The sequence below is a fragment of the Pectobacterium polonicum genome (assembly GCF_005497185.1).
Taxonomy (GTDB): Bacteria; Pseudomonadota; Gammaproteobacteria; order Enterobacterales; family Enterobacteriaceae; genus Pectobacterium; species Pectobacterium polonicum.
Window position 1 is genome coordinate 220,831 of the sequence record NZ_RJTN01000003.1, and the last position, 18,053, is coordinate 238,883.

The 18,053-nt window shown below is 50.9% G+C and carries 15 protein-coding genes; 3 read left to right on the top strand and 12 right to left on the bottom strand.

Translation table 11 applies throughout. The annotated features are described in order from the left end of the window. Window positions 1-82: 82 nt before the first annotated feature. The 6 genes from dapB to ribF all read right to left on the bottom strand — a co-directional run bounded on the left by dapB (window position 83) and on the right by ribF (window position 6,942). Window positions 83-904: a 4-hydroxy-tetrahydrodipicolinate reductase gene (gene dapB, locus EDI29_RS05625; RefSeq protein WP_137740093.1), complete on the bottom strand. Its 822-nt coding sequence runs from the start codon at window positions 902-904 to the stop codon at window positions 83-85. 335 nt (window positions 905-1,239) lie between these two features. Then, window positions 1,240-2,190, bottom strand: a complete 951-nt coding sequence (ispH, locus tag EDI29_RS05630) for a 4-hydroxy-3-methylbut-2-enyl diphosphate reductase (RefSeq protein ID WP_137740094.1) — start codon at window positions 2,188-2,190, stop codon at window positions 1,240-1,242. Continuing rightward, window positions 2,171-2,644 carry an FKBP-type peptidyl-prolyl cis-trans isomerase gene (fkpB, locus tag EDI29_RS05635; protein WP_107169199.1) on the bottom strand — a complete coding sequence of 158 codons (474 nt, stop codon included), beginning with the start codon at window positions 2,642-2,644 and terminating at the stop codon, window positions 2,171-2,173. Before fkpB ends, ispH begins: the two co-directional genes overlap by 20 nt. Then, a complete protein-coding gene (lspA, locus tag EDI29_RS05640; protein WP_107169200.1) occupies window positions 2,644-3,159 on the bottom strand; it encodes a signal peptidase II in 516 nt (171 codons plus the stop codon). The genes fkpB and lspA overlap by 1 nt, the downstream gene beginning before the upstream one ends. Next, a complete protein-coding gene (gene ileS, locus EDI29_RS05645) occupies window positions 3,156-5,969 on the bottom strand; it encodes an isoleucine--tRNA ligase (protein ID WP_137740095.1) in 2,814 nt (937 codons plus the stop codon). Before ileS ends, lspA begins: the two co-directional genes overlap by 4 nt. 31 nt (window positions 5,970-6,000) lie before the next feature. Continuing rightward, entirely contained in the window at window positions 6,001-6,942 is a 942-nt protein-coding gene (gene ribF / locus EDI29_RS05650) for a bifunctional riboflavin kinase/FAD synthetase (protein WP_137740096.1), read from the bottom strand. A gap of 425 nt (window positions 6,943-7,367) precedes the next feature. Between ribF and rpsT the strand changes: the two genes are divergently transcribed. Beyond that, window positions 7,368-7,631, top strand: a complete 264-nt coding sequence (gene rpsT / locus EDI29_RS05655; RefSeq protein WP_005973217.1) for a 30S ribosomal protein S20 — start codon at window positions 7,368-7,370, stop codon at window positions 7,629-7,631. A 92-nt stretch (window positions 7,632-7,723) separates the two neighbouring features. Here the strand turns inward: rpsT and nhaR are convergent, their stop codons facing one another. The 4 genes from nhaR to dnaK form a co-directional block, all read right to left on the bottom strand. Then, window positions 7,724-8,629 (bottom strand): transcriptional activator NhaR, encoded by a 906-nt coding sequence (gene nhaR / locus EDI29_RS05660; RefSeq protein ID WP_107169203.1) that lies wholly within the window; start codon window positions 8,627-8,629, stop codon window positions 7,724-7,726. Window positions 8,630-8,661: 32 nt separating this feature from the next. After that, on the bottom strand, window positions 8,662-9,858 hold the full coding sequence (gene nhaA, locus EDI29_RS05665; RefSeq protein ID WP_137740097.1) for a Na+/H+ antiporter NhaA: 1,197 nt from the start codon (window positions 9,856-9,858) through the stop codon (window positions 8,662-8,664). Window positions 9,859-10,148: 290 nt separating this feature from the next. Then, window positions 10,149-11,285 carry a molecular chaperone DnaJ gene (gene dnaJ, locus EDI29_RS05670; protein ID WP_014701502.1) on the bottom strand — a complete coding sequence of 379 codons (1,137 nt, stop codon included), beginning with the start codon at window positions 11,283-11,285 and terminating at the stop codon, window positions 10,149-10,151. Between the two features lie 108 nt (window positions 11,286-11,393). Further along, on the bottom strand, window positions 11,394-13,301 hold the full coding sequence (gene dnaK, locus EDI29_RS05675; RefSeq protein ID WP_137740098.1) for a molecular chaperone DnaK: 1,908 nt from the start codon (window positions 13,299-13,301) through the stop codon (window positions 11,394-11,396). A 490-nt stretch (window positions 13,302-13,791) separates the two neighbouring features. On the opposite strand from dnaK, the gene satP reads away from it, so the two are divergent. Further along, window positions 13,792-14,367, top strand: a complete 576-nt coding sequence (satP, locus tag EDI29_RS05680) for an acetate uptake transporter (RefSeq protein ID WP_005973207.1) — start codon at window positions 13,792-13,794, stop codon at window positions 14,365-14,367. A gap of 114 nt (window positions 14,368-14,481) precedes the next feature. On the opposite strand, the gene EDI29_RS05685 is transcribed toward satP, so the two are convergent. Beyond that, window positions 14,482-15,819 (bottom strand): MFS transporter, encoded by a 1,338-nt coding sequence (locus tag EDI29_RS05685; protein WP_137740099.1) that lies wholly within the window; start codon window positions 15,817-15,819, stop codon window positions 14,482-14,484. Between the two features lie 122 nt (window positions 15,820-15,941). Continuing rightward, a complete protein-coding gene (gene mog / locus EDI29_RS05690) occupies window positions 15,942-16,529 on the bottom strand; it encodes a molybdopterin adenylyltransferase (RefSeq protein ID WP_137740100.1) in 588 nt (195 codons plus the stop codon). A 391-nt stretch (window positions 16,530-16,920) separates the two neighbouring features. On the opposite strand from mog, the gene EDI29_RS05695 reads away from it, so the two are divergent. Then, a complete protein-coding gene (locus EDI29_RS05695) occupies window positions 16,921-18,009 on the top strand; it encodes a GGDEF domain-containing protein (RefSeq protein ID WP_137740101.1) in 1,089 nt (362 codons plus the stop codon). Window positions 18,010-18,053: the final 44 nt, after the last annotated feature.

The window sequence follows — 18,053 nt, forward strand, 5'->3', positions numbered from 1 at the left end:
AACCAAAAATATGAAAATAAAGGTGAGAACTAAAAACCCCACCTTTTTCAGAAAGATATATTTTTATAAAAAAAATAAAGTACTACAAATCATCCAGAGAAAGCACATCTCTCATATCAAAAACACCAGATTCCTTCGCACTAATCCAAATAGCCGCTCTTACAGCACCATTAGCAAACGTCATACGGCTGGAAGCCTTGTGGGTAATCTCAACGCGCTCACCAATATCAGCAAACATCGCCGTATGCTCACCGACAATGTCACCCGCCCGCACGGTAGCAAAACCAATACTTTTCGGATCTCGTTCTCCCGTATAGCCTTCACGCGCGTAAACGGCGCAGGACTTCAGATCGCGCCCCAGCGCATCAGCAATCGCTTCGCCCATCGCCAGCGCGGTGCCAGACGGCGCATCCACTTTGTGGCGGTGATGTGCTTCAATGATTTCGATATCAGTATAGTCGCCCATGACCTTGGCGGCTTTTTCCAGCAGTTTCAGCATGACATTGACGCCAACGCTGAAGTTCGCCGCAAACACAATCCCGATATCCTGCGCAGCCTGCTTAATCGCCGCCTTGCCTGCGTCATCAAAGCCGGTAGTCCCAATAATCATGCCTTTACGGTGCTGACGACAAAATGCCAGATGCGCGAGCGTACCTTCCGGTCGGGTGAAATCGATCAAAATATCGAAATCATTCTGCACGGCATCCAGGTTTTCATTCACGGTGATACCGCTTTTCCCCAGCCCAGCGAGTTCACCAGCATCGCTTCCTATCAGGGACGAGCCAGAACGTTCGAGTGCCGCGCCCAGTACCACACCGTCCATTTGCTCAACAGCCTGAATCAGCTGACGCCCCATACGGCCGCCCGCACCGACCACCGCAATACGGATGGATGAATCTTTCATAATGTCTCTCTCTTTTTGATCCTGACGACATAAAAATAACATCAGGTTAACGGGCGCTGCGCACTATCGCCAGCGGATTTACCGCCAGATTAGAAAATACTGTTTGAAGCCGCAGAAAATCAGCAAAACTGTCTCGCTACAGCCAGCAGAATCGCGTCTGAAAGCAATGAAAAGCCTTAGGGCGTGTGAAGACAAGCAGAAACGCTCGGAAATAAACCATACGGGATAACGCATAAAAATTCATTTTTATGCATTAACATTTTCATGAATGAATACAAGGAGAGATAGAGACGGGAATAGCAGCGATAGAGCCGAAGCCCTATCGCAGAAACAGACTAATCGATCTGTTTAACTTCAACGCGCAGCTCTTTCGGTACTTCAAAGACGATGTTTTCCTCACGCCCTTGCATTTCAACCGCCACTTTGCCGCCTAATTCTTTCAGGCGCTGAATCACCTGTTGAACCAAAATATCCGGTGCCGATGCCCCTGCGGTGACGCCAACCTGCGCAACGCCCGTTACCCATGATTCCTGGATATCCTCGGCAGCATCAATCAGATAAGCCGCTTTCCCGGCTCTTTGTGCCAATTCAGCAAGGCGGTTGGAGTTTGAGGAGTTTTTAGACCCCACAACAAACACGACATCAGCCTTATCCGACAAATGACGAACTGCTTCCTGACGATTAGTCGTTGCATAGCAGATGTCATCTTTACGCGGGCCAACAATCTTTGGGAAACGCTCGCGCAACGCATCAATCACCGCATAGGTATCATCAACAGAAAGCGTGGTTTGCGTCATAAAGCACAGATTAGTTTCATCTTTTACCCGTAACTGCCAGACATCCTCGGGGGACTCTACCAGATACATGCCGCCATCCGCATTGCTGTACTGCCCCATCGTTCCCTCAACCTCGGGGTGCCCAGCATGCCCGATAAGAATGGCTTCTACGCCTTTCTTACTGGCTCTGGCAACTTCCATATGCACCTTGGTTACCAAAGGACAGGTCGCATCGAATACCGTCAGGTCGCGGTTTTTGGCTTCATTACGTACCGCTTGTGAAACGCCATGCGCAGAGAAAATCAGAATCGCACCGTCCGGTACATCTTCGATCTGCTCAATAAAAATCGCGCCGCGTTCGCGTAAGCCATTGACCACATAGCGATTATGAACCACTTCATGACGAACGTAGATCGGCGTACCAAAAAGCTCCAGCGCACGTTCCACTATGCTGATAGCACGATCGACACCGGCACAGAAGCCACGTGGATTAGCCAGCAGAATCTGCATGTGATGCCTCCTGTTGTACGGGATCGATGTCCAGCACTTCAAGATCGAAGGTAATCGCCTGACCAGATAAAGGATGGTTGAAATCCACCGTGACTGACTCTTCAGTCACATCACGGATAATTCCCGGCATATCATTCCCAGCCACGCCGCTGAACAGCATGATGGTGCCAACATCCGGCACGCCGGTCTGGGCAAAATCACGACGTAAGAAGAACTGGATCAGGTTCGGATTGGTCGGCCCAAAGGCCGACTCCGGCGGCAGCGTAAACTTGCGTTTATCCCCACGCTTCAACCCCAACAGATGTTGTTCCAGCGCGTCAGACAGGCTACCGTCACCAAGACGAAACAGCGCAGGCTTGCCGCGCTCACGCGTGGATTCAGCCGCAGAGCCATCCTCCAGCGTCAGAATAAAATGCACCAGCAGCGCGCTGCTGTGCTGCACAGTCTCAGACATCAGTGACCCTTTTGCTTAACGGTATCAGTATCATCATGCGTACTGAAAAACCCTTCCAGCACGATGAGCGCCGCACCAATACAGATAGCGGTATCGGCCAAATTAAACGTGGCGAAGTGCCAGTCACCGACATAGAAGTCGATGAAATCGACGACAAATCCGTGCCATGTCCGGTCAAACAGATTGCCCAATGCACCGCCGATAATCAGCGAATAGGCGATGTTATTTAGCTTCTGCTTGACGTTGCCACGATACATCATCACCAATAGTGCAACTACAATCGCAATCGCAATACCGGCAAAGAACCAGCGTTGCCAGCCGCCTTTATCCGCCAAGAAGCTGAATGCTGCGCCATAGTTACGGGCGTAATGCAGATTCAGAGAAGGCATCACTGGTACCGTATCTCCCAGCGCAAAGTGGGCAAGAATCCACTGCTTGCTGCCAAGGTCGATAACTAAAACCAGTAGCGCCAGCCAGAGCCAGCGCAATCCGCTCGAACAGATTTTATTCATCAGACAAATTTACGCTCTTCGCCATTACCGCCCACGTTAGTCGCACAGCGACCACACACTTCAGGATGCTCGGCATTGCTACCGATATCCGTCTCGTAATGCCAGCAGCGTGGACACTTGTGTCCTTCTGCCTCACTTAAGGCAATTTTCAGTCCGGTGAGTTCCGTTGCCTGTGCGCTATCCGGCGCATTTTCATAACGTTCTACCCGCGCTTTTGACGTCAACAGCGCAAAGTGCAGTTCCTGCTGTAGCTGGTTCAGCTTGTCTGCCAGATCAGCGTCGGCGTACAACGTGACGGAAGCTTCCAGCGAGCCACCGATGCGCTTATCATTACGCGCCTGCTCAATGACTTTGTTCACTTCGCTACGTACTTTCAGGATATCCGCCCAGAACGCATCGTTCATCGTTTCAGAGACATCCAGCGCAAACAGACCGTCATACCACTCTTCGGTAAACACGTACTGCGCCCGTTCGCCCGGCAGGTAGCTCCAGATTTCATCCGCCGTGAAGGACATAATCGGCGCCATCCAGCGTACCAACGCTTCTGAGATATGGTATAGCGCAGTCTGGCAGCTACGACGCGCAACACTGTCGCTTTTTGCCGTGTACTGACGATCTTTAATGATGTCCAGATAGAACGAGCCCATTTCGATCGAGCAGAACTGCATCAGGCGCTGTACCACACGGTGGAAATCGTAGCTTTCATAGGCTTCGAGGATCTCGTCCTGCGCCGCTTTCGCACAGCCAACCGCCCAGCGATCCAGCACCACCATCTCTTCCGGTTTTACAATGTCTTTCTGCGGATCAAACCCATTCAGGTTCGCCAGCAAGAAACGCGCGGTGTTACGAATACGGCGGTAGGCATCGGCGGAACGTTTCAGGATCTCATCGGATACGGCGATTTCACCAGAGTAATCCGTTGAGCCGATCCACAGGCGCAGAATGTCAGCGCCCAGCTTGTTCGTCACGTCCTGCGGGCTAACGGTATTCCCGATCGACTTGGACATTTTACGACCCTGACCATCAACGGTGAAACCGTGGGTCAACACCTGACGGTAAGGCGCTTTACCTTTAATCGCGGTGGAAATCATCAGAGAGGACATGAACCAGCCACGATGCTGGTCAGAGCCTTCCAGATACATATCTGCTGCGTGACCGCCGAATTCAGGGCGAGCCTCCACCACGGACGCGTGCGTTGATCCAGAATCGAACCAGACGTCCAGCGTGTCTGGCACTTTGACGTAGTTATCCGCGTCTGCGCCCAGCACATCGGCCGGATCGAGATCCCACCATGCCTGAATGCCGTCGGCTTCAACACGTTTCGCGACCGCTTCAATCAGCTCAGCGGTACGTGGATGCAGTGCTTCCGTCTCTTTGTGAACGAACAGCGACATTGGCACGCCCCAGGTACGCTGACGGGAAATACACCAGTCAGGACGGTTGGCGACCATCGATTCAATACGCGCCTGACCCCAATCTGGAATCCACTGCACACCTTTGATTTCAGACAGCGATTGTTTACGCAGGCCTTTCTGATCCATGCTGACAAACCATTGTGGCGTGGCACGGAAAATGATCGGCGATTTATGACGCCAGCAGCACGGGTAGCTGTGCTGTAATTTCTCTACGTGCAGCAACATGCCTTTTTCACGCAGGATTTCAACAATCAGATCGTTGGCCTTGAAAACGAATTTGCCATCCAGTTCAGGATAGGTGCCACTCAGGTAGCAGCCGTTTGGCCCCACCGGGTTGGCGATTTCCAGATTGTATTTCTGGCTGATCACATAGTCGTCAGGGCCGTGACCACCGGCGGTGTGTACTGCACCCGTACCCGCATCCAGCGTCACGTGGTCGCCCAGAATTGCTGGTACATCGAAGCCCAGGAATGGGTGTTTGAAACGCAGCAGCTCAAGATCCGCGCCTTTGCAGTCACCCAGCACTATCCACTGAGTCACGCCCACGCGTTTCATGACGCTTTCAACCAGATCTGCCGCCAGAATCAGTACCTGGCCGTCAATCTGAACCAGTTGATAATCGAACTCTGCGTTCAGCGAGATCGCACGGTTTGCTGGTAACGTCCACGGCGTCGTCGTCCAGATCACCAGCGAAACAGGGCCGTCTACGCTACTCACGCCAAACTTGGCTAATACCGCCGCCACATCAGTCGCGTTAAACGCCACATCAATGGACGGGGAGGTTTTGTCGTAATACTCAACCTCGGCTTCTGCCAGTGAAGAGCCACAGTCTACGCACCAGTGAACCGGCTTAGCCCCTTTGTGCAGGTGACCATTTTCAATGATACGACCGAGCGCACGAATGATATTCGCTTCGGTTTTGAAATCCATCGTCAAATAAGGGCGATCCCAGTCGCCCAGTACGCCGAGACGAATAAAGTCGGCTTTCTGACCAGCAACCTGCTCTGCCGCATATTTACGGCACTCAGCGCGGAATTCTGCCGCGCTGACTTTCTCGCCCGGCTTACCGATCAGCTGTTCTACTTTCAGTTCAATCGGCAGGCCGTGGCAGTCCCAGCCCGGCACATAAGGGGAATCGTAGCCAGACAGACCTTTCGATTTAACAATAATATCTTTCAGAATCTTGTTAACTGAGTGACCAATGTGAATGCTGCCGTTCGCGTACGGAGGGCCATCGTGCAAAATGAAGGTTTTCTTTCCCTTTTTCGCATTACGAATAATCCCGTACAGATCCTGCTCATACCAACGTTTCAGCATGTCAGGTTCGCGCTTGGCCAGATCGCCACGCATCGGGAACCCTGTTTCCGGCAAGTTCAGGGTAGTCTTATAGTCACTCATTAGATTCTCGATTTCGTTTCGGCTAGAAAAATTAAACCGGTGTCTTTAACCCGAAAAACGTCCGGGCGGTCACCACATCATCGGCGATTTGCTGTTTTAACGCATCGAGCGAAGCAAAACGCTGTTCATTACGGATCTTTTTACGCAGTACGACTTCAATATGACGACCATAGAGGTTCATCGTCACATCCAGCAAATGCACTTCAAGTTGCTGGCGTTTATCACCATTTACGGTCGGACGTGTACCAATATTGGCGACGCCCGGCAGAGGTTCTTCGCCCAGACCATAAACGCTGACGGCATACACCCCGCTGACGGGGGAAACCTGACGTTTCAACGGCAGGTTGGCAGTCGGGAATCCAATCGTTCTTCCCAGCGCTTTGCCATGTTCTACACGTCCGGAAATACAGTAAGGGTGGCCCAACAGGCTTTCTGCCAGTTCAAGCTCATCACGGCTAAGCGCTTCACGTACCGCGGTGCTGCTGACACGTTTACCACCATTGCAGAACGAATTGGTGCTGATGACATCAAACCCCGACTCACGCCCAGCCTTCTGTAATAACAGGAAATCACCCTGACGACCAGCCCCGAAGCGGAAGTCATCGCCCACCACCAGAAACTTCACGCCGAGTTTCTTCACCAGCAGCGAAGAGACGAATGTCTGAGCATCATTGGCGGCAAAACACGCATCGAATTTGACGCACAGCAGATAGTCCACGCCAGCCTGCGCCAGGTATTTTACCTTGTCACGCAGACGCGTCAGGCGTGCGGGTGCTTTTTCCGTAGCAAAGAGTTCCAGCGGCTGCGGTTCAAAAATCATGACCATCACTGGCAGCCCACGCGCGCGACCTTCCTGCTTCAGTCGTTCGAGCAGCATTTGGTGTCCGAGGTGCACGCCGTCAAAATTACCAATAGTGAGCACACAGCCGTAATGGTGTGCCCGAAGATTGTGTATACCGCGAATTAGCTGCATGGCTGGCCCAGAACAAAGGGTTAAAATTATGGAAATCGGCGGATTATACCTTGTACAGCGAGTAAGGTTAACCCGCGATTCGCGCCTTTTGCAGCCACCCTATAAATCGTGCCAGTATTTGTACGTTTTTTAGCTGAATCATCGATGAATGAGGCTCATATGCAGAATATCCAAGTAGCGGATGTCCCATCCAATCCGGCTTTACCGATAGCAGACAGGGCTTTATCAAATTCAAGATGAAATTATGATGCGAAAGGCTGTATTCCACCGCGTGAAGCTGCTAAAATCCTGCGCCATCACAACGTAACAAGTGTCGACGTACAAACGACGCTTATTTGCACAAATCCATTGACAAACGAAGGCTAAACGAGCATATTCCACGGCCTTTGAATTGTCCTCGATTGAATATATTTGGGAGTTGGACCTTGGCTAATATCAAATCAGCTAAGAAACGCGCCGTACAATCTGAGAAGCGCCGTAAGCATAACGCAAGCCGTCGCTCAATGATGCGTACTTTCATCAAGAAAGTATACGCGGCGATCGCTACTGGCGATAAAGAAGTGGCACAGAAAGCGTTTAATGACATGCAACCGATTGTGGATCGTCAGGCTGGTAAAGGTCTGATTCACAAGAACAAAGCTGCACGTCATAAATCCAATCTGGTTGCGCGCATCAACGCCATGCAATAATCACGCATCTGCGTGTAGTTGCTAAAAAAAAACCGGCTTAGGCCGGTTTTTTTGTCTCTGTTGTTTTACGACAAGTGCTATGCATCGTCCCGTTATAGACTTGCTGTTCTATCGCGGAAAAGCGCGGTGAAATCAGCGTTACAGACACGCTGTACCGCGGGGTGCTGAATCATTCTGGCCGCAAAAATCGCATAATACTCGTCCTGGATGTTCTCGATCCTACCAATCTCGACGATATCCCCCTGCTGGTAGATTTCATTAGCATACAGCGACGGCGCAACGAAAATCGCATCGTTATTAATACCAAACGCCGTCATCAGCGCCGCATCATCAAACTCACCCAAAATATCCGCCTGAATATTCTGCGCCGTAAACCAATTCAATAGCTTCCGTCCCAGCATGGTTCTACGCCCTGGAATCAATAATTTACGTTGTTCAAGACAGGCTGGGAAAGCGTGTTCAGGCTGTGGGCGCTTACAATAAAAGCTCACGCCACATTCACCTAGCTTGAGTGAAAACAGCCCTTCCTGCTGCGTCGAATCCACCGGACAATCCGACAGAATCATGTCCAACTTATGCTGACTCAACTGCTCCAACAACATCTCATGCGTCGACTCAAAACAGCGCAAATGAATATGTTCCTGTTCCGTCACCACCGTTTCCAGCACTCTGCTTACCAGCCGTTTGGACAACGCATCTGCCACGCCAACGTCGAATAGCAGGTTCGATTCTTTGCGGTAGTTCACAATATCCAACATTTCCTGGCTGAGCTGGAACATGCTATCCGCATAGCGAAAAACCAGTTGCCCCAGCTCCGTCGGTTCCAGCCCTCTCCCTTTGCGCTTGAAAAGTTTGCCCTGTAAACGCTCTTCCAGACATTTAATTTGCCCGGTAATGGTCTGCGGGGTTAAAAACAGCGTTTCTGCCGCACCGGCAACGGAGCCAGACTTATAAACCTGCCAGAAATAATAGAGATGGTTAAAATTCAAATGAGACACACCCTCCTCCTCTTCGCGCCTCTAGCATCGCATCAACCCTTACACGGCTGAACCACCTTGTCCAGCCCTGGCAACACCACGCGTAATGCCAGATAACCAAGCAACGCTGCCAGTCCTGACGCCAGCAAGATCCCCAGCTTGGCGTAGGTAATCAACTCCTCATCACCGCCAGAGAATGCCAGCAGCGTAATAAATATCGACATAGTAAAGCCGATGCCACACAGCATAGAGACCGCCACAATCTGGTTAAAGTGCACACCAACAGGCAGACGCGCATAGCCCAGCCGGATGGTTAGCCAACTGAACAAGGTAATGCCCAGCGGTTTACCGATCAGCAGCCCGGCAGCAATACCGAGGCTCAACGGGGAAAACAGTTTTTCCAGCACAATCCCCTGTAGCACAATGCCTGCGTTAGCGAAGGCAAACAGTGGAATAATCAGAAACGCGACCCACGTTTGTAAGCCATGCTCCAGCGTGATTGCCGGAGAAGGCTGCTCGCCTGACGTCCGCAAAGGAATAAAGAACCCGACGATCACCCCAGCCAGCGTCGCATGAACGCCACATTTCAAAATGCAGACCCACAGAACGATCCCCACCAATAAATAGGCGGACGTTTTCCTAACCTGCTGCTGGTTCATATAGGCCAGCACAGCAATCGCCAATACCGCGCCCCCCAGCGCAGGCCAGAAGATCTGCTGCGTATAAAACAGGGCAATAATCAGGATCGCCCCCAGATCGTCAATGATCGCCAGCGCCAGCAGGAAGACTTTTAACCCTGCGGGAACGCGTTTGCCCAATAGCGTCAGTACCCCAATGGCGAACGCGATATCTGTCGCAGCGGGTATCGCCCAGCCAGCACGCGTCACCTCATCATTCGCATTAAAAAGCAGAAAGAGCAAAGCGGGAAAAACCATTCCACCTACCGCAGCAGCCAATGGCAACATTGCCTGCTGACGACTGGCTAATGTGCCTTCGACTAACTCGCGTTTTACTTCCAGACCGATCAGCAGGAAAAAAATCGCCATCAAGCCATCATTAATCCACAGCAGCAGGTTCTTATTGATTTCCAGTGCGCCAAACCGCATTTCCACTGGCATCATCAGGAATTGTTGATAGCCAGCAGCAGTCACAGACCAATTGGCAAACGCGATCGCCAACACCGTTGCCATCATTAGCATCACGCCAGCTGCCGCATCCAATCGAATAAAGCGGCGAATCATTGTTATCATTGACTTAATCTCCCATCAGGCACGAACGTCAATACCCAGCATTCGCTTTCTTGCTGGCAAGATTACGCAATCCAATCACTCGTTAAAAGTAGATTAAAACTGGCTTAAAGATCGAAAAAATCGACCTATTGAATTGAGGATATGGATACTTAGAAAGAGGCGTAAAAAACGTCAGGAGCGTTTTTCAACGTTGTGCAGCAATGGCAGCAGGGTGACGGATGAGGATACCGTCATAAAAAACCGGCAGGTTTACCCCACCGGTCTTTCTGTTACGCGTTAACGACAAACTATTAACGGGTCAAGTCGTCGAAAAATTTCTTCACGCCATCGAAAAAGTTTTTCGAGCGTGGGCTGTTTCTTTCGCCAGACGGGCCACCGAAGCTCTCATCGAGTTCTTGCAGCAGTTGTCTCTGGCGCTCGTTCAGATTAACCGGCGTTTCCACCACCACGCGGCACAGCAGATCTCCCTGTGCACCGCCGCGAACCGATTTCACACCTTTGCCGCGCATACGGAACAGTTTTCCGGTTTGCGTTTCCGCAGGTACTTTCAGCTTCACGCGGCCATCCAGCGTCGGCACTTCAATCTCGCCGCCTAATGCTGCCATCGCAAAGTTGATCGGCACTTCGCAGTACAGATTGTTTTCTTCACGCTGGAAGATCGGGTGCGCTTTAACCTGCACCTGAACATACAAATCACCTGACGGTGCGCCGTGCTCGCCTGCTTCACCCTCGCCAGACAAGCGGATACGATCGCCTGTGTCCACACCCGCCGGAATTTTCACCGACAGCGTTTTGCTCTTCTCTACGCGACCATGACCGTGACATTTGACGCACGGATCTTTAATGATCTTACCGCGACCATGACAGTGCGGACACGCCTGCTGCACGGTAAAGAACCCCTGGCGCATCTGTACCTGACCGTTACCATGACAGGTTGGACAGGTGACCGGCGAGCTACCCGGCTTCGCACCGTTGCCGTGGCACACATCACACTCTTCCAGCGCCGGAATACGGATCTCTTTGGTGACGCCACGTACCGCTTCTTCCAGCGTCAACTCCATGTTGTAGCGTAAATCGGAGCCACGGCTGGCGCGCTGACGACGGCCACCGCCAAAGATGTCCCCGAATACGTCGCCAAAAATATCACCAAAATCAGCACCGCCGCCGCCAAAACCACCGCCGCCTCCGCCCATACCGCCTTGCTCAAACGCCGCGTGACCATACTGATCGTAGGCTGCGCGTTTTTGCGAATCGATAAGGATCTCGTAGGCTTCTTTGATCTCTTTAAACTTGGCTTCTGCCTCGCTATCACCAGGATTACGATCCGGGTGGTACTTCATCGCCAGACGCTTGTACGCTTTCTTTATTTCACGCTCATCCGCGCTTTTAGCAACGCCCAGGCTTTCGTAATAATCTTGCTTCGCCATTTCTTTTCCTGCCCCTCAACATGCGTGCACGGGCGCAGAGTTTCCTCGACGCCCGTGCTGATTGCCAGCAATAGCCTTGTGGCTGCTACTGCGCCCGCTCAAGGGCGATTACTTTTTGTCTTTTACTTCTTCAAACTCAGCATCAACGACATCGTCGTCGCGACGAGCGGAGGCATCATCAGCGCCACCTTCAGCACCAGGCTGTGGCTGAGACGCTTCCAGCAGCTTGCCGGAAACCTGAACCAGCGCCTGAATTTTCGCTTCGATTTCTGCTTTATCTTCGCCTTTCAGCGCGCTTTCCAGCGCTTTCAGTGCGTCGTCAATGGCAGTTTTGTCATCAGCGGCCAGTTTATCGCCCACTTCTTCCAGCTGCTTACGCGTGCTGTGCAGCAGGTGATCGCCCTGGTTACGTGCCTGAACCAGCTCTTCAAACTTACGGTCAGCTTCAGCGTTGGCTTCTGCATCGCGTACCATTTTCTGAATTTCTTCTTCATTCAGACCAGAAGATGCCTTGATGGTGATTTTCTGCTCACGACCGCTGTTTTTGTCTTTTGCGGAAACGTGCAGGATACCGTCAGCATCGATGTCAAAAGTGACTTCGATCTGCGGCATACCGCGCGGTGCAGCCTGAATACCATCCAGGTTAAATTGACCCAAGGATTTATTGTCATGCGCGCGCTTACGCTCACCCTGCAGAACGTGAATCGTTACCGCAGACTGGTTGTCTTCCGCCGTAGAGAACACCTGACTGTGTTTCGTCGGGATCGTGGTGTTCTTAGCGATCAGCGCGGTCATCACGCCGCCCATGGTTTCGATACCCAGAGACAGCGGGCTTACGTCCAGCAGCAGAACGTCTTTCACGTCACCAGACAACACACCGCCTTGAACCGCAGCACCGATGGCAACCGCTTCGTCCGGGTTCACATCTTTACGTGGCTCTTTACCGAAGAAGTCAGCGACTTTCTTCTGTACCAGAGGCATACGCGTCTGACCGCCAACCAGAATCACGTCCTGAATTTCAGAAACGGACAGGCCAGCATCCTGCAATGCCACTTTCAGCGGTTCCAGAGAACGGTTCACCAGTTCTTCGACCAGAGATTCCAGTTTCGCACGCGTCACTTTGATGTTCAGGTGCTTAGGACCGGTAGCGTCAGCCGTGATGTACGGCAGATTAACGTCGGTCTGCTGTGCAGAAGACAGCTCGATCTTGGCTTTTTCTGCCGCTTCTTTCAGACGCTGCATTGCCAGCGGATCGTTACGCAGGTCGAAACCTTGCTCTTTCTTAAATTCGTCAACCAGATAGTTGATCATGCGGCTATCGAAGTCTTCACCACCCAGGTGGGTATCACCGTTGGTTGCCAGCACTTCAAACGTTTTTTCGCCATCAACTTCATCAATTTCGATGATAGAAATATCGAACGTACCGCCGCCCAGGTCATAAACCGCGATAGTGCGGTTACCGACTTCTTTATCCAAGCCGTATGCCAGCGCTGCGGCTGTCGGTTCGTTGATGATACGTTTGACTTCAAGACCCGCGATACGGCCAGCATCTTTCGTTGCCTGACGCTGTGCATCGTTGAAGTAGGCGGGCACGGTGATGACCGCTTCGGAGATGGTCTCTCCCAGATAGTCTTCCGCCGTTTTCTTCATTTTTTTCAGCACTTCAGCTGAAATCTGCGGCGGAGCCATTTTCTGATCTTTCACTTCCAGCCATGCATCGCCATTATCCGCCGCGATAATTTTATACGGCATGATGTTGGCATCGCGCTGAACTTCTTCGTCTTTAAAACGACGGCCAATCAGACGCTTGATGGCAAACAGTGTATTTTTTGGGTTGGTCACTGCCTGACGTTTAGCCGGTTGGCCAACCAAAGTTTCACCGTCTTGCGTATAAGCAATGATTGAAGGCGTGGTGCGATCGCCTTCGCTATTTTCCAGTACTTTTACCTGCGTACCGTCAATAATCGCGACACAAGAGTTGGTTGTACCCAGGTCGATACCAATAATCTTACCCATCTAAACATCTCCACTAAAAAGTCATATTCGGTGTGGTGGTTAAACCTACTACCTACTGTGCGGGCGAAATGTCGTTTTTCAACAAGATTTCTCGTTTTCTAGCGACACACCCTCGTTTTTCATCAGCAGCACACGTTTCATTTTCATGCTAACTACCGATGTAACGGCCCGACACACGCCTTTGCGGCAGGTCAAACTGTTTCGGTTGGAAATAAGATGGGGCCAACATTTCTATCATCAAGGGGGGAAGATGAAAAAAAATGGCCTTTATCCCTCTTACGATCAAACTATTCTGCCTTCCCGATGTTGTGTCCATTCCAAACGCCCGATATGATGCCGCGCTCGCCGCAAAAATGGGGACATATCCCTACACAATGGCGGGCAATAACACCTAAACGACACCTATCCCAACGTGATTGGCGCATTCGCTAACCTTAATGCCGCGCCCGACGCGAAGGGACTATTAATAATCTGTTATTGCAGAGGATTTATGAGCACGAACACGTTGGCAAATCCTGGTCCATTAGGACTGATGGGCTTCGGGATGACCACTATTCTGTTGAACCTGCACAACGCAGGCTTTTTCCCACTTTCTTCCATCATTCTCAGCATGGGTATCTTCTACGGCGGTATTGCCCAAATTCTGGCTGGCCTGTTGGAATATAAAAAAGGGAATACGTTTGGCGTGACGGCGTTTACGTCTTATGGCGCATTCTGGCTGACGCTGGTTGCCATTCTTGTACTGCCGAAAATGGGTCTGGCGGAAGCCAGCGACGCTCAGTTCCTTGGCGTATTCCTTGGCCTGTGGGGCGTCTTCACACTGTTTATGTTCTTCGGCACCTTCGGTACCAACCGCGCACTGCAATTTGTCTTCGGCAGCCTGACCGTGCTGTTTGCTCTGCTGGCTGTGGGTAACTTTACCGGCAACCACGCCCTGCTGACCTTCGCGGGTTACGAAGGCATCATCTGTGGCGCAAGCGCCATTTATCTGGCAATGGCTGAAGTGCTGAACGAGAAATTTGGTCGCACCGTGCTGCCGATTGGTGCTCGTGGCGCGTCCCACTAAGTTCTGGCGCAATAGAGATAGACGCCGGTCTAGAGATAGTAGCCCGCGTTAAATAGCAACGAGCCCTGCCAACCTGGCAGGGCTCGTTTGTTTTTTTACAAAGATAACCTGTGCTTAAATTTCAACAGGCGACCGATCGCCCGCGTCGCTATCTGCCGAAGAACGCGAATCAGCATCCAAATCGCGCTGCAAATAAACGCCCAACAGTAATCCCACCGCAGCCAGCGTCAAGACATAGAATGCCGGTGCCATCGGCGTCGCCTTCATGATCAGCGTGACAAAGACGGGCGTCAGGCCACCGAAAATGGCATAGGACACGTTGTAGGAAAAAGAAAGCCCAGAGAACCGCACCGCCGCCGGAAATGCCCGCACCATGACATAAGGCACGCCGCCCACCACGCCCACGCTGAGCCCCACAATCGCATAGCTGACAAAGAGTAGCGTCGTGCTGCTTGCTGCCGAGCTATAAAAGAACCAGCTACATGCGGCCAACGACAGGCTACCCACAATAAACAGCTTGCTGGCACCAAAACGATCCACCAGCAGCCCAGCACTGACACAACCGACCATCAGCGCGATCGTTGCCAGACAGTTTGCCTGCAATGCCAGCGCAGCCGATATACCGTGGACTTTTTGCAGATAGGTCGGTGCCATCAGAATAACAACGACGATGCACGCAGACAGCAGCCAGGTCAGCAACATTGACACCACAACCGCGCGTTTATGATTTAAGACAACCGATTTCAGCGGCAGCTCTTCCGCCAGCTTTTTCTGCGCCTGCATTTCCATAAAAATGGGCGTTTCTTGTAACCAGCGGCGCAGATACATCGCCACAAGGCCAAATACCCCGCCGATGAAGAACGGCAGACGCCAGCCGCCGCCCGACATCTGCTCTGGCGTCAGCACCGTATTCAACAGCGTCGCGATCAGCGAACCCAGCAAAATCCCCATCGTCAGCCCGGCGGTCAACGTACCACAGGCAAATCCAATGCGGGCGCGAGGCACATGCTCTGCAACGAAGACCCATGCGCCGGGAACTTCCCCACCAATTGCTGCGCCTTGCAGTACACGCATAAAAAGCAGTAAAAGCGGAGCCGCCATACCGATGGCTTCATAGGTCGGTAGCAGACCCATTGCCAACGTGGGTAACGCCATCAGTAATATGCTCAGGCTGAACATTTTCTTGCGTCCACTCTTATCGCCAAAGTGGGCCATGATGATGCCCCCCAGCGGGCGAGCCAGATAGCCAGCAGCAAAGATACCGAACGTCTGTACCTGGCGCAGCCATTCTGGAATATCTGGCGGGAAGAAGAGATCGCCAATCACGGCAGCAAAGAAGACGAAAATAATAAAATCATAAAACTCTAGCGCGCCACCCAGCGCAGCCAGAGACAGCGTTTTATAGTCCTGTCGGTTCAGCCGACGAGGATGGGCGTGTTGATTCTGAGTCATAAATTACCGTGCATTGCCAGAGTGAAAAAAACATCACCGCAGTGTGTAAAGTAGAAATTACTATAGCGGCAAAATTTTTATACACCAGCAAAGCTGAATCTTATGTTTCAAATCGCCTAACTTCAGTCTTTTATTTCGCGCACCGCATTTTTAGGGCGAAAAGCTGCTACCACATCCACATTGGTTTCAATATAGGGACCTTCCAGCAGTTGGATACAATACGGTACGCTGGCAAAAATACCGGCCACAATCACCTTACCATCGGCATCTTTTAAACCTTCCAGCGTTTCCTTAATCGCTTTAGGTTGCCCTGGCAAATTGAGAATCAGCGCCTGTTTACGTAGCACCCCTACCTGACGAGAGAGGATTGCGGTAGGCACGAAACGCAGGCTGATCTGCCGCATTTGCTCGCCAAACCCTGGCATTTCTCGATCGGCAACGGCCAGCGTGGCATCCGGCGTAACATCACGACGCGCCGGCCCCGTTCCCCCGGTCGTCAGTACCAGATGGCAGCCGCGTTCATCAACCAGCTCACATAGCGTTTGTTCAATCATCGACTGTTCATCCGGCACTAGCCGAGTTTCCACGTCAAAAGGCGTCGCCAGAGCACTGCGGAGCCAGGATTCCAGTTCTGGGATACCTTTATCCTGATAAATTCCGCTGGAAGCACGATCGGATACGGAGACTAAACCAATACGCAGTACGTTCATAAGCACCTCAATTTAAACAAAAAATAAATTTTATCAGGATAGTGAACGCTTTTATCAAAGAATTAGCGCTTATAAAAAAATTCATACCACATCCGTTATTTCACACCCTGAGTGATACACCATTTGATAATGGTTATTAATTGCCGTCTCAAAAAAAACAAATAAAATCACTTAACTTAATAATACCGTGAAGAAATTAAAATTTTAAAATAGCAGACGAATAAAAAAAATCGCTTACCCATTAAGAGCCAATGAAATAGGCCGATATATTAAAGAGAAAAAGGATGATATCCGCCACGACAGACCATCACGAAAAATCAAATAATATGATAAAATTAAAGCACTTCTTTAGTATCACAATAAGTAAAAAAGCCTTATCAAGGAAGTCGCCATGAATGACCTTAAGTATAAGATACTTAAACTTTTTGCCCATCCGACATACGCATTTTTCCTATTCGGGGCGATTTCTTTTATCTTCACCATCGTTATTATGCATGAAGCCAATAAATCGACCTGGAAAGCAGAACGAACCAATCTCGATACCGCAATCAAAACCTACGGTTCCTACAGCAACAGAGGTGAAGTAACAGAAAGCGATATGACCCGGCAATCCGGCACTTATTTGTCATCAAGAACCAGAACATTAGCCTTTAACACTCGAAATTCACGTAGCGAATGCATAAATAAGCTTTCTTCTTCCGATCTCACTTTCAACGATATGGCCGTGATCCGAACCTGCCAAAACAAATTGCCCTCTATTGGTGACTATGCAGGTAAAGACACGCTGACGATTATTTTCCCTATTCTGTCACCGACCGATGAACTTCTGGGCATTTGGATAAGGACAACATCGGAAACACCACAGCCATCATTTATCCAGACGCTATCTTCCCTGTCATCAATCCTCATTATTGTTGGTAGCGTACTGCTTTTCGCTATTCTAGGCAGCCTGCTGTCACTTCTGGCGAAAAAATACCTGATAGAACTGCCGATTATCGCACGGTATGACGATCTGACTGGTTATTTACGGCGGGATGCGTTCTTTCTAGCCACGAATAAAGCCTTCAGTATCGCCAATCTGACCAAGCGACCCGTTAGTGTCATGCTGATCGATATCGACCATTTTAAACTGGTGAATGACAGCTTCGGTCATAGCGTCGGCGATGATGCATTGAGATTCGTTGCCGACACCTTCAAGAAATCATTTCGCCGTGAAGATATTTTTGGCCGAATTGGCGGCGATGAATTCGCTATTGTTTTACCGAATACCGGATTAGACGATGCTTACACGATCGTCGATCGAGCCAGAGAGCGAATTAGCGACACGCCTTGTGATACAGCCTCAGGAAAAATCAGGCTAACGGTGAGCATCGGACTGGTTGAATACCATACCGCAGGGGAAGATTTAAGCGAGGTCATGAAGCGCGCCGATGATAATCTTTATATCGCGAAGAAAACGCGTAACGTCACGGCGAGATAGGTTTCTCCCCACAGCAACGCCAAACCACAGACAAAAAAATAGCC